The 12,840-nt window shown below is 64.7% G+C and carries 11 protein-coding genes and 1 riboswitch; of the genes, 3 read left to right on the top strand and 8 right to left on the bottom strand.

Going from position 1 to position 12,840, the window contains the following annotated elements; genetic code table 11:
* Positions 1 to 7: 7 nt before the first annotated feature.
* Positions 8 to 991, bottom strand: a complete 984-nt coding sequence (locus KO516_RS01660; RefSeq protein ID WP_216002062.1) for a thiamine ABC transporter substrate binding subunit — start codon at positions 989 to 991, stop codon at positions 8 to 10.
* A gap of 50 nt (positions 992 to 1,041) precedes the next feature.
* A riboswitch (TPP riboswitch) is annotated at positions 1,042 to 1,141 on the bottom strand.
* A 94-nt stretch (positions 1,142 to 1,235) separates the two neighbouring features.
* Here KO516_RS01660 and aroC point away from each other — a divergent pair.
* Complete coding sequence (aroC, locus tag KO516_RS01655; RefSeq protein ID WP_216002061.1) at positions 1,236 to 2,336, top strand: chorismate synthase; 1,101 nt, start codon at positions 1,236 to 1,238, stop codon at positions 2,334 to 2,336.
* Positions 2,337 to 2,434: 98 nt separating this feature from the next.
* Here the strand turns inward: aroC and KO516_RS01650 are convergent, their stop codons facing one another.
* The 5 genes from KO516_RS01650 to KO516_RS01630 form a co-directional block, all read right to left on the bottom strand.
* A complete protein-coding gene (locus KO516_RS01650) occupies positions 2,435 to 3,301 on the bottom strand; it encodes a DMT family transporter (protein ID WP_216002060.1) in 867 nt (288 codons plus the stop codon).
* A gap of 239 nt (positions 3,302 to 3,540) precedes the next feature.
* A complete protein-coding gene (locus KO516_RS01645; RefSeq protein ID WP_216002059.1) occupies positions 3,541 to 4,653 on the bottom strand; it encodes a site-specific DNA-methyltransferase in 1,113 nt (370 codons plus the stop codon).
* A 91-nt stretch (positions 4,654 to 4,744) separates the two neighbouring features.
* Positions 4,745 to 5,374: a ribonuclease HII gene (locus KO516_RS01640; protein ID WP_216002058.1), complete on the bottom strand. Its 630-nt coding sequence runs from the start codon at positions 5,372 to 5,374 to the stop codon at positions 4,745 to 4,747.
* 305 nt (positions 5,375 to 5,679) lie between these two features.
* A complete protein-coding gene (groL, locus tag KO516_RS01635) occupies positions 5,680 to 7,323 on the bottom strand; it encodes a chaperonin GroEL (RefSeq protein ID WP_216002057.1) in 1,644 nt (547 codons plus the stop codon).
* Between the two features lie 48 nt (positions 7,324 to 7,371).
* A complete protein-coding gene (locus tag KO516_RS01630) occupies positions 7,372 to 7,665 on the bottom strand; it encodes a co-chaperone GroES (RefSeq protein WP_216002056.1) in 294 nt (97 codons plus the stop codon).
* 314 nt (positions 7,666 to 7,979) lie between these two features.
* On the opposite strand from KO516_RS01630, the gene KO516_RS01625 reads away from it, so the two are divergent.
* Positions 7,980 to 8,960: a DMT family transporter gene (locus KO516_RS01625; RefSeq protein WP_216002055.1), complete on the top strand. Its 981-nt coding sequence runs from the start codon at positions 7,980 to 7,982 to the stop codon at positions 8,958 to 8,960.
* A gap of 1 nt (position 8,961) precedes the next feature.
* Here KO516_RS01625 and KO516_RS01620 read toward each other — a convergent pair whose 3' ends face one another.
* On the bottom strand, positions 8,962 to 9,621 hold the full coding sequence (locus tag KO516_RS01620; RefSeq protein ID WP_216002054.1) for a DUF2161 domain-containing phosphodiesterase: 660 nt from the start codon (positions 9,619 to 9,621) through the stop codon (positions 8,962 to 8,964).
* 82 nt (positions 9,622 to 9,703) lie between these two features.
* Here KO516_RS01620 and KO516_RS01615 point away from each other — a divergent pair, with 82 nt between their 5' ends.
* Positions 9,704 to 10,687, top strand: a complete 984-nt coding sequence (locus KO516_RS01615) for a TraB/GumN family protein (RefSeq protein ID WP_216002053.1) — start codon at positions 9,704 to 9,706, stop codon at positions 10,685 to 10,687.
* Here the strand turns inward: KO516_RS01615 and KO516_RS01610 are convergent.
* Positions 10,684 to 12,705 carry a M3 family metallopeptidase gene (locus KO516_RS01610; RefSeq protein ID WP_216002052.1) on the bottom strand — a complete coding sequence of 674 codons (2,022 nt, stop codon included), beginning with the start codon at positions 12,703 to 12,705 and terminating at the stop codon, positions 10,684 to 10,686. The two genes, KO516_RS01615 and KO516_RS01610, sit on opposite strands and share 4 nt — an antisense overlap.
* Between the last annotated feature and the right edge of the window lie 135 nt (positions 12,706 to 12,840).

Below are 12,840 nucleotides of genomic sequence, written 5' to 3'. Positions count from 1 at the left end.
CCAGCCCTTACTGCGACAGCGCCGCGCGCCAGGCCTCGATGGCCTTGTCACGCAGATCGGCAGCTTCGTCCTCGGAATAGAACAGCACCGTCTCGGGGATCTGCAATTCCTTGAACCCTTCGGGCCATTTCTCCTGCGGCAGCGCCGCCGGGAACGACCAGTCGCCGGTGGCGATCATCGTCTGAAACGGTTCCGACAGGACGAATTGCATGAAGTCATCGGCCAGTTCGGGCTGATCGGTACTGGCGATCTTTGCCGCGAGCTGCACCATGAAGTAATGCCCCTCGGGGAAGATCGCCGCCTTCTTGGTGCGATCCCCTTCGGCGATGATGTGATAGGCCGGGCTGGCGACGTAGCTCATCACCATGTCGGCCTCGCCATCGGTGAACAGGCCATAGCTTTCCGACCACGTCTTGGTAGAGGTCAGGATCTTGGGCGCAAGCTTGCCCCAAGCTTCTTGCGCGCGATCGCCAAACACCTTTTCGACCCAAAGCACTGTCGCCAGCCCGGAGATCGAGCTGCGCGGATCCTGAATCACGATGCTGATGTCGTCATCCGCCTCCAGCAGCGCCTCAAAGCTTTCGGGCGGGTTCGGCAGGCGCGTTGTGTCGTAGATAAAGGCCGTGGCGCTGTAATCATAGGGCAGGAAAATGTCATCCTCCCACGCCACCGGCAGCGTCAGCGGCGACAGATCGACCCCGTGCGGCGCGAACAAGCCGCTTTCGCGCGCCTTCTTCGTCACGTCGCTGTTCAGCCCCATGACCACATCGGCCTCGGTGCGCCCGCCCTCGAGCAGCAGGCGTGGCATCAGATCGCCGGGCGAGAATTGCAGATCGCAGCCGCAGGTCTCTTCGAACATCTCTTCGATCTTCGGGCCGGGGCCCCATTCCGAGGCGATGTAATCCGCCGCGTAAACCGTCAGGACAGGGGTGTCCGCCAGCGCGCCGCTGGCCAGAACGCATCCCGCTGCAAAGGTGATGGCCGTTTTCATGGCATCCTCCATTCTTGCGGCGAGAGGGCAAGACTGGGCTATCCCGGTGATCTGGGTGCCGTCACCTTCCCTCCGCCGGTGTTAACCGGGTCAGGTTCAACGGGTTCGCATTGCGCATCTCAGCCCTCTCAGGCACCCCGAGGTGGGCTGACTCGTAGCGGCGCGTAAGGCCTCTGGCAAGGGGATTTCCCTTGAGACGCGGGCGCGGCTGCCCTAACAGAACCCGTCAGCAGAGGAGCCCGCCATGAGCCTGAACAGTTTCGGCCACCTGTTTCGCGTCACCACTTGGGGCGAAAGCCATGGCCCCGCGCTTGGGGCGACCGTCGATGGCTGCCCGCCGGGCGTTGCCATTGATGAGGCGATGCTTCAGCTCTGGCTCGATCGGCGCAAACCGGGGCAGAACAAGTATACCACGCAGCGGCGCGAACCGGATGCGGTGAAGATCCTGTCGGGCGTGTTCGAAGGTCAGACCACCGGCACCCCGGTGCAGCTGATGATCGAAAACACCGACCAGCGGTCGAAGGATTACGGCGAGATTGCCGAGAAATTCCGCCCCGGTCACGCCGACATCACCTATTGGCAGAAATACGGTATCCGCGATTATCGCGGCGGCGGGCGGTCTTCGGCGCGCGAAACGGCGGCGCGGGTTGCCGCTGGTGGGCTGGCGCGGGCCGCGCTGGACATGCTGGCGCCGGGGATCGAGATCACCGGCTACATGGTGCAGATGGGCCCGCGCGCCATCGACCGGGCGCGGTTCGATCTGGCGCAGGTGGGCGAAAACCCGTTCTGGTGCCCCGATGCCCAGACCGCTCAGGACTGGGCGGGTGACCTTGATGCGCTGCGCAAGTCGGGCGACAGTATCGGCGCGGTGATCGAGGTGGTGGCCCGCGGCGTCCCCGCCGGGCTGGGCGCGCCGATCTATGGCAAGCTCGATACCGATCTTGCGGCGGCGATGATGTCGATAAACGCGGTGAAAGCGGTCGAAATCGGCGATGGCATGGCCGCTGCCCTGCTGCGCGGGTCGGACAATGCCGACGAGATCTCGATGGGGCCAGACGGGCCGGTCTATAACTCGAACCATGCCGGCGGCATCCTTGGCGGTATTTCCACCGGACAGGAGGTCGTGCTGCGCTTTGCCGTCAAACCGACCTCGTCGATCCTCACCACCCGCAAGACGATCACCAAGTCGGGCGAAGATACCGAGATCATCACCAAGGGGCGCCACGATCCCTGCGTCGGCATTCGCGCCGTGCCGGTGGGCGAGGCGATGATGGCCTGTGTCCTGCTTGACCATCTGCTGCTGCATCGCGGGCAAATCGGCGAAAACCGCGGCAAGATCGGCTGACCGTAACCGCGATGGTCCGGCGCGCCCCCGGATCATCGCGCGGCTCGATCAAGAGAGCACTTCAGCGCGCGGGCGCTTGGCTCGGTCGTCCGCCCAGATCAGACCGACGCCCGCGCCCGCTGCACGGCGAGAATGCCAACGGTGACAATCGCCACGCCGATTGCATCCCACAAGCTCATGGATTCGCCCAGCAGCAGCGCCGCCAGCCCGACCCCGAACACCGGGTTGAGAAAATGGAAGGTCGCGGCCTGTGTCGCGCCGATGCGGTTCACCAGCAGCATCCACATGAAGGTCGCCGCGACGCCCGGCACCAGCACCGTATAGGAAAAGGCCACGCCAAGCTGCCACGACCAGTCGATGGCAAAGGTCTCGAACGCCAGTGCCAGCGGCCACAACAGCGCGCTGCCAACCAGCATCTGAAGCCCCACGATCATCATCACGTTGCCCCCGCCCGACGCCCCCCGAACCGACAGCGTTGCCAGCGCCAGCGACAGCACCCCGCCGATGCACAGCGCAATGCCCAGCGGGTCCGCGCCGCCCGACAGCCTCGCCCCCATGATGATCGCCACGCCCAGCACCCCGGCCATCAGCCCCGCATAGCCGATGGGTTTCATCCGCTCGCCCAGCCACAGCCAGCTTGCCAACGCCACAATCAGCGGCATCGCCGACGCGATGATCGAGGCCAGCGACGCCTGCACCGTCTGCATCGCAACGAAGTTCAGCCCAAGGTACAGCGCGTTCTGGCAGATGCCGAAGATGATCGTCGCGCGCCATTGCGGCCGCGTCAGCCGCCATGTCTGCCCCAAGGCAAGCGCGATGACGATGGCGATCACCCCCGAGACGAGAAACCGCAGCGCCAGCGCCCCCATCGGCGGCGCGGCCAGCACGATGACCCGCGCCGACGTAAAGGCCGAGGACCACATGACCGCAAAGGCCAGCCCCATCATGATCGCGCGCAGGTCCATCGAATATCTCCGTTTGTGTGCCACTGAACGCGGTTCGCGGGCAGGGTCAAGCGGAAGGCAGGAATAGTTGGCCTTGCAGGCAGGGGCGGCACGGGCTGGGGAGTGTCCCGCCTGCGCCTGAACAGGTGCCGCGGGCGGGGCCGCGCAGCAAAAAAAGGCCCCACCCGTGCAGGCACAGGCGGGGCCAGTGGCGCCCGATGTGCGGGCGCTGGCGGTGTCTGGTTGTTGTTCTTGAAACCTTAGTGCGGGCGCTCGGCCATCTCGGCACGGATCTGCTGGCGCAGAACGTCGATGGGCACCTGCTTGCCATCCTTGCGGAAATGCCAATAGGTCCAGCCGTTGCACGAGGGCGCACCTTCGAGATGCGCGCCGACCTGATGGATCGAGCCACGCACATCGTCGCCGATCAGCGTACCATCGGCCCGCACCTTGGCGACCTTTCCCGAGGGCGAGACCAGCATTTCGCCGGGGCGCAGCATCCCGCGTTCGACCAGCTGGCCGAAAGGAACGCGCGGCTCGGCGCGCTTGGCCCGGGTCACTTCCAGCGCCGAGCGGTCAAACGGGCGAATGTCGGCGATGCGGCGCATCGCCACCTCGCGGTAGGCCGCCTCGCGCTCGATGCCGATAAAATCGCGGCCCAGCATCTTGGCGACAGCGCCGGTGGTGCCAGTGCCAAAAAACGGGTCAAGCACCACGTCGCCGGGGTTGGTCGATCCCACCAGCACCCGATGCAGCAGGCTCATCGGCTTTTGCGTCGGATGCGCCTTGTCGCCGTTGCCATCCTTCAGCCGCTCGCCGCCGTTGCAGATCGGCAGAACCCAGTCCGAGCGCATCTGGATGCCCTCGTTCAGGGCCTTCAGCGCCTCGTAGTTGAAAGTGTACTTGGCACCCTCGGATTTCGACGCCCAGATCATCGTCTCGTGGGCGTTGGTGAACCGCTTGCCACGAAAATTCGGCATCGGGTTGGCCTTGCGCCAGATCACGTCATTCAGGATCCAGTAGCCCGCATCCTGCAGCGCGGCCCCGACCCGGAAGATGTTGTGATACGATCCGATCACCCAGAGCGCCCCGTTGGGCTTGAGCAGCCGCTTGGCGGCGGTCAGCCATTCACGGGTGAACTTGTCGTAGACCGCAAAGCTGGAAAACTGGTCCCAATGGTCATCGACCGCATCGACGCGGCTGTTGTCCGGCCGGTGCAGATCGCCCTTCAGCTGAAGGTTATAAGGCGGGTCCGCAAAGATCAGGTCGACCGACTCTGCCGGCAGACTGTTCATCCGCTCGATGCAATCCCCATCGAGGATCGTGTTCACCGGGAGCACTGTCGTCCCCTTTGACTTGGTCATCGCGTTCATCTCTGCCTCTGCCGCTCTGGTGCGTTCTCGCACTCTGTGGCTGGGGACAGTTTTGATTCAAACACGAATCAGCGTCAATTTGTTTTTTGAATCAGTCACTTGTGGTTTCGCCTTGCCACAATATGTTGTGGATAGGTCGAAAGGACCGCCTATGGTGTGGGGTGACACCTAGATTTTCCAGCGCTGCCTTGTGGTTTTTCGACCCGTAGCCGGCGTTGGTTTCCCATCCGTAACCGGGATGTTGTTGCGCCAAAGCCCGCATGTGACGATCTCGCCACGTTTTCGCAACGATGGATGCCGCCGCGATGCTCAGCGAACGCCCGTCCCCGCCAATGATCGAGGTCGCCTTGCACGGGAGCTGCGGCGGCAGAAACCGCCCGTCGATCAACGCGTGATCGGGACGGTTCGGCAGGTTGGTCAGCGCCCGGTGCATCGCCAGCAGGCTAGCCTGAAGGATATTGATCTCGTCGATCTCTTCGACCGACGCCCAGCCGATGCCGACCTCGGCGCATTCGGTCAGCCATGCGGCGCGTTGGGCGCGGCGCTTGTGGCTCATCTTCTTGCTGTCGTTCATTCCCGGCGGGATGCAGTCCGGGTGCAACACCACGGCAGCGGCCACGACAGGGCCGGCCAGCGGCCCGCGACCGACCTCGTCGACACCCGCCACCCGCCTGCCCTTTGCCCAGAAGGGCGCCTCAAAAGAATCGTCTGGCCAGTCCATCCGCGAGAGATCTTGCAAAGACAGACCAGACGCAAGCCTTACCCCGGCGGCGGAGAGCCAATCGCTGCCGACAGGCGCCCATGCACCGGCAGGTTCACCGGCGACGAAGAGCGCATCACCGCTGGCAAGACAGGCGATGACAGCGCCAAAACCCGCTGGAGCGGCGGGGCTCGCCGCCCCCTCCCCGGATCAACAGAGCCGCCGGTTTCGAGTTTACCCAGCCGTGATCCTGAAACGAAAACAGGGGAGCCCGAAGGCTCCCCTGTCGATGACGAATGGTCATCACTCCTGCAAGGCAGGGGTGATTACATCATGCCGCCCATGCCGCCCATGTCGGGCATGCCGCCACCTGCGGGCGCGCCTTCCTTGGCGGGCTTGTCAGCCACCATGGCTTCGGTGGTGATCAGCAGGCCAGCGATCGAGGCTGCATCTTCCAGCGCGGTACGAACGACCTTTGCGGGGTCGATCACGCCGAAGGAGAACATGTCGCCATATTCGTCGGTCTGGGCGTTGTAGCCGAACTTGAGGTCCGAAGATTCACGCACCTTGCCAGCAACGACCGAACCGTCGACGCCCGCGTTCTGGGCGATCTGACGCAGCGGTGCCTCGAGCGCCTTGCGCACGATGGTGATACCGGCGTTCTGGTCGCTGTTGTCGCCCGTCAGGCCGTCAAGCGCCTTGGCGCCCTGCACGAGGGCAACGCCGCCGCCGACCACGATGCCTTCCTGAACGGCCGCGCGGGTCGCGTTCAGGGCGTCATCAACGCGGTCCTTGCGCTCTTTGACTTCCACTTCGGTCATGCCGCCAACGCGGATGACGGCAACGCCGCCTGCCAGCTTGGCAACACGTTCCTGCAGCTTCTCACGGTCGTAGTCGCTGGTGGTCTCTTCGATCTGGGTGCGGATCTGGCCAACGCGGGCTTCGATCTCGGCTTTTTCACCCGCGCCGTCGACGACGGTGGTGGTGTCCTTGGTGATCGAGACCTTCTTGGCGGTGCCAAGCATGTCCATGGTCACGTTCTCGAGCTTCATGCCGAGATCTTCCGAGATCACCTGGCCGCCGGTCAGGATCGCGATGTCCTGCAGCATGGCCTTGCGACGGTCGCCAAAGCCCGGAGCCTTGACGGCTGCGATCTTGAGGCCGCCACGCAGCTTGTTGACCACGAGGGTCGCCAGCGCTTCGCCTTCGACGTCTTCTGCGATGATCAGCAGCGGCTTTTGCGACTGGATCACCTGCTCGAGCAGCGGAACCATCGGCTGAAGCGACGACAGCTTCTTCTCGTGCAGCAGGATCATGCAGTCGTCGAGATCTGCAATCATCTTGTCGGCGTTGGTCACGAAGTAGGGCGACAGGTAGCCACGGTCGAACTGCATGCCTTCGACAACATCGGTCTCGGTCTCGAGGCCCTTGTTCTCTTCGACGGTGATGACACCCTCGTTGCCGACCTTCTGCATCGCGTCCGCGATCTGACGACCGATTTCAGCTTCGCCGTTGGCGGAGATGGTGCCGACCTGAGCGACTTCGCTCGAGTCGTTGACCGGGCGGGACGCGGCCTTGATGGCCTCGACAACCTTGGACGTGGCAAGGTCGATGCCGCGCTTGAGGTCCATCGGGTTCATGCCCGCTGCGACCGACTTCATGCCTTCCTTGACGATGGCCTGAGCCAGCACGGTGGCGGTGGTGGTGCCGTCGCCCGCTTCGTCGTTGGTGCGGGAAGCGACTTCCTTCACCATCTGTGCGCCCATGTTCTCGAACTTGTCCTCAAGCTCGATCTCTTTGGCGACCGACACACCGTCCTTGGTGATGCGCGGGGCACCGAACGACTTGTCGAGAACAACGTTGCGGCCTTTCGGGCCGAGGGTCACCTTCACCGCGTCGGCGAGGATGTTGACGCCGCGCAGCATACGCGTGCGGGCATCGGTGTCGAATTTAACGTCCTTGGCAGCCATGTTAGCTCTCCTGGATCTGAATTACGGTTGAGGAAGTCGGAGCGGCGCTTACGCGGCCTCGGTCACGCCGAGGATGTCCGATTCCTTCATGATGAGCAGCTCTTCGCCATCGATCGACACTTCGGTGCCCGACCACTTGCCAAAGAGGATCTTGTCGCCGGCCTTGACGGCCATCTCGATCAGCTCACCGCTGTCTTTGCGCGCGCCATCGCCACATGCGACGACGAGGCCCTCTGCGGGCTTTTCCTTGGCGCTATCGGGGATGATCAGACCGCCCTTGGTCTTTTCGTCACTTTCGACGCGGCGAACCAGCACGCGGTCATGAAGCGGTTTGAAAGCCATCTTCGAGTCTCCATTCGCTCAAAGTTATGTATCTGTACGGCCCCGGAAGGGCCGTTAGCACTCAGCCCAGCCGAGTGCTAACGACGCATAGCTAGGCACCGATCCGAGTCGTGTCAACAGGGGGTTGCGCAATTTTCGCGCCATCCTGCCCGGCCGGCGGCGCACCCACGCCACTGAGCTAAGCATGATCGGGCGGCGTGAAAAGGGGGCGCGCGGGAATGCGCCGAAACTTGTGGGTCGCCCCATGGTCAAGCGGCGCGATCCGTGCTTGGTATACCAGAAGCGAACCTCCCCTCACCTTGCGAGCCCACCCCATGCCGATCCATCCCGCCGCCGCCGTCGCGGTTCCGCACGACCCCGCCCGCAAGGCGCCCGAAAACCTCAAGGGCATCGTGCTGATCACCCTCGGCTTCATCTGTTTCGGAGCGACCGATGCGCTAGCCAAGCTGCTGACATCCGAGCTGCCGCCGCTTCAGGTGGTGTGGCTGCGCCAGACCGGGCTTTTCCTTGGGGTGATGGTGATGATTGCCATCCGCGGAACGCATCTGCTGCGCACGCGCCATCCGGTGGTGCAGATCGGGCGCGGCGTGCTGGCGACCGGATCGGCGACCTTCTTCATCCTCGCCATAAGCAAGGTGCCGCTGGCCGATGCCACGGCGGTGACCTTCATCGCGCCGTTCCTCGTGACAGCGGTGGGCGCGCTGTTCCTGCGCGAACCCGTCGGCCCGCGCCGCTGGGCCGCCGTGGCGGTCGGCTTTGTCGGAATGCTGATCGTGATCCGGCCCGGCGCGGGGGTGTTTCACCCGGCGATCTTCATCGTCATTGCCGCGGCGACCTGCTTTGCCATGCGGCAGGTGCTCTCGCGCGTGTTGTCGGGCGAAGACAGCATCGCCACCACGGTTGCCTATACCTCGATCACCTCGACCCTGCTGCTGACGCTGCCGGTGCCGTTCATCTGGGAAACCCCGGCGCATGGCTGGGTCTGGATGGTGGTTCCCGCCATGGCGCTGGCCGCTGGCGCCGGAGAGATCTTCATCGTCCGCGCGCTGGATGTGGCGCAGGCTGTGGTGGTCGCCCCGCTGCAATACAGCATGATCATCTGGAGCACGCTTTACGGTTTCATCCTGTTCGCCGATCTGCCCGACGGCTTCACGCTGCTGGGCTGCGCGGTAATCGTCGCCTCAGGGCTGTACACGCTGAACCGCGAACGCATCGTGGCGCGCCAGCAACGTCGGCAGGCTCAGGCCGAGGCAAAGAACGAGGCCGAGGCAGCCGCCCGCATGGAAGAGCTCTAGCCTACCAGCTGTCGCCCCAATGGATCAGCCCGTCGCGCCCCGTGTCGGTCAGGGCGTAGACCCCCTTGGACACCTTGTCGAACCAACCGTAATGGTTGTCGCGCATCAGCGTGGTGGCGGGCTTGACACCAGCCCCCCTCGCCACGTCCTGCCCCCGGCTCGGGCCGTGTTCGGCAAGATAGGCGGCGCAGCGCAGCGCATCCTGCCGGTAGCCGGTGACGATGCCATGCCGGGTCGCGCCGCCCTCGTTGGGATCGCCGCTGATCCGCTGAAACGCCCGCAACAGCCGCGCTGCCTTGGCCTTGCTCTTGCGCGGCGCATAGGGGCCGGGGTCGCATTGCACCTCGGCCCGCCCGTCCCGGACCGTGATGAACCCAAGCCCAAGGCGTCGACACAGCGCCAGATTGTCCTTGAGCCCCCGCCGCGCCGAGCGCCCCTCGGGCTTTGGCACCGCGATATAGACCGCATCGCTCAGCGACAGGCGCGCCACCGCCTGATGAAACAGCGCCAGCGAGATCCGCAGCTTCAGCTCGACGATCACCGGCGGCTCGTCGCCACGGATCGCCACCAGATCGGCGGCGCCGACCTCGCCCTTCACCTCGTAGCCCTGCGCCACCAGCAATGCCTTCACCGGCGCGTATAGCTGAGATTCCCGTTCCATCGCCCGGACCCTAAGCAGCCGCCATTGCCGCTGTCCATCCCTTGCCATAGCCTGCGCCGTGCAACCGCTGAAAGCTCGCCCCATGCATCGCAGTATTCTCGCCTTTCTGCTGCTCGGCAGCGCCGCCCACGCCCAATGTCAGGGCGAGGATCTGCGCCTGACGCTGACCGCCGCAGAGCGCGCCGACCTTGACGCGCGCATCGCCGACATGCCTTACGCACAGGGCAACCGCTGGCGCGCCGAGAAAGACGGCGAGGTGATCCACCTTGTCGGCACCATGCACCTGTCGGACCCGCGGCTGGATGCGCCGGCCGAACGGCTGCGCACCGTCATGCAGGGCGCGGGCGCGCTGCTGCTTGAAATGCCCGCGCAAGAGCAGACCAAGCTGACAGCGGCGCTGGGGCAGGACCCGGCGCTGATCCTGCTCGATGGCACGACCCTGCCCGAGTTGATGGACGAGGACGATTGGCAAAGCCTGTCCGCCGCCGCCAAGGCACATGGGCTTCCGGCGGTGATGGTGGCGCGGATGCGCCCTTGGTATCTGTCGATGCTGCTCGCCCTGCCCGCCTGCGCCAAGGCGCAGATGACCCAGCAAGACGGGCTGGATGTCCGGCTGGAAGCGCAGGCCGGTGAATACGGCGTGCCCAGCGTGGCGCTGGAACCCTTCGACACCACCTTTGCCATCTTCAACGCCGAGCCGCTGGACGATCAGCTTGAGATGATCGGCATGACGCTGGCCCAGCAGGAAGACGGCGCCAGCGGTTTTGCCACCACCATCGCCGCCTATTTCGACGAGACCGCCGCCGAGATGTGGCAGCTCTCGGCCATCCTCGCCGCGCGCAGCCCGCTTTACACGGCTCAGCAGGCATCCAAGGCGATCGAACAGACCTCCGCCGCGCTGCTGGATCAGCGCAACCACGACTGGATTCCGGTGATCCTTGCCGAGGCGGAAAAGCGCGCCGCCCCGATCGTCGCCGCCTTTGGCGCGGCGCATCTGCCCGGCAAGAACGGCGTGCTGCAACTGCTCGCGGATGACGGCTGGACCCTCACCCGCGAAGCCTTTTAGGCCGCTAGCCCGCGCCCTTTCAAAAGCGCCTCGACCCCCGGCATCCGCCCCCGAAAGGCGGTGTAGAGCTCTTGCGCATCGACCGAGCCGCCCTTGGACAGGATGAATTCCTCAAGCCGCGCCGCAATCGCCGGATCAAACGCCCCACCAGCCTCTTCGAAGGCGGCAAAGGCGTCGGCGTCCATCACTTCGGACCACATGTAGCTGTAATAGCCCGAGCTGTAGCCATCGCCGGAAAACACATGGGCGAAATGCGGTGTGGCATGGCGCATGGTGATCGCCTGCGGCATGCCCATCCCGGCAAGGATCTCGGCCTGTTTCGCCATCGGATCGGCAGGCGCCGGGCCGTTGTGGAATTCCAGATCCACCATCGCCGAGGCAACATATTCCACCGTCTGGAACCCCATGTCGAAGGTCGCGGCGGCCAGTACCTTGTCAAGCAGCGCCTTGGGCATCGGCTCGCCGCTGTCCGCATGGGTGGCAAATTCCGCGAGCACCTCGGGCACCTCAAGCCAGTGCTCATACAGCTGGCTTGGCAGCTCGACGAAATCACGCGCCACCGACGTGCCCGACACCGAGCCGAACTCGACATCCGACAGCATCTGATGCAGCGCATGACCGAACTCGTGGAACAGCGTGCGCGCATCGTCATAGGACAACAGCGCCGGCTTGCCCTTGGGCGGCTTGGCGAAATTGCACACGTTGATGACCACCGGGCTCAGCACCTTGGGCCGCTTGGCCTGGCTGCGCATCGCCGAACACCACGCCCCCGACCGCTTGGACGCCCGCGCAAAATAATCGGCGATGAACACCGCGATATGCTTGCCGTCCTTCGTCACCTCCCACGCCCGGCAATCGGGGTGATACAGCGCAATGTCGAGCGGCTTGAACGCCAGCCCGAACAGGCGGGTCGAACAGGTGAACGCCGCCTCGATCATCCGCTCGAGCTGCAGATAGGGCTTCAACTCGGCCTCATCGAGATCATGCAGCGCGCGCCGCCGTTTTTGCGAATAATAGCGCCAGTCCCACGGCTGGAAGGCATCGTTGATGCCATCGTCGCGCAGCATCTGTTCCATTTCGGCGGCGTCCCTCAGCGCCTGCGCCTTGGCCGGCTCCCAGACCGCCATCAGCAACTCGCGCACGCGCTCCGGCGTTCCGGCCATCTCGGTTTCCAGCTTGTAGGCCGCGAAATCGTCATAGCCGAGCAGCTTCGCCCGCGTCTCGCGCAGCGCGAGGATCTCGGCGGCAATGCCCCGGTTGTCACTGTCACCACCATTGGCCCCGCGCGCGGCCCAGGCCTCGAACGCCTTGCGCCGCAGATCCCGCCGGGGCGAGAATTGCAGGAACGGCACGATCAACGAGCGCGACAGCGTAACCACCGGCCCGTCCTGCCCCAGTGCTTCGCCAGCAGAGCGCGCCGCATCCACCACGAAGCCCGGCAGCCCCTCAAGATCGGCCTCGGCCAGTGGCATGAACCACGCCGCCTCGTCCTTCAGCAGGTTCTGGGTGAACTCGGTGCCCAGCACAGCAAGGCGCGATTTCACTTCCTTCATTTGCTCCGCCTCGGCCCCGTCCAGCGCCGCGCCCGAGCGCACAAAGCCGCGATGCGTCAGGTACAATACCCGCATCTCTTCCTCGCTCAGCCCCAGCGCGTCGCGCCGCTCCCACAGATCCGCGATCCGCGCAAACAGCGCCTTGTTGTTCGAGATCGCCGAAGAATGCGCCGACAATTTCGGCGAGAATTCCCGCTGAAGCGCTTGGCGCTGATCGTTGCTGTCGGCGCCAGAAACGGAAAAGAACACCGACAGCACCTTGTCGAGCGCCTCTCCCGCGCCCTCCATCGCCTCGATGGTATTGGTAAATGTCGCGGGCTCAGGGCTCGATGCGATCGCCTCGACCTCGGCCAGATGCGCCGCCAGCGCCTCGTCAAAGGCGGGCCGGAAATCCTCGTCGGAAATGGCATCGAAAGGGGCGACCCCGAATGGCGTCTCCCAGTCGGCAAGCAGCGGATTGGTCATGCATCAGACTCCTTTTCCCAGAAGCTAAGCTCCACGCGCGCCCCCCGCAATCCCGCGCCCCATCTTCTTCTGGCCTGAAATATCCCGGGGGTGTGGGGGCTGGCCCCCACCTTGTGCTGCGGTGGGGGCTGGGCG

Source organism: Citreicella sp. C3M06 (genome assembly GCF_018860705.1).
Taxonomy (GTDB): domain Bacteria; phylum Pseudomonadota; class Alphaproteobacteria; order Rhodobacterales; family Rhodobacteraceae; genus Salipiger.
This window is presented reverse-complemented; position numbering and strand designations above follow the sequence as displayed.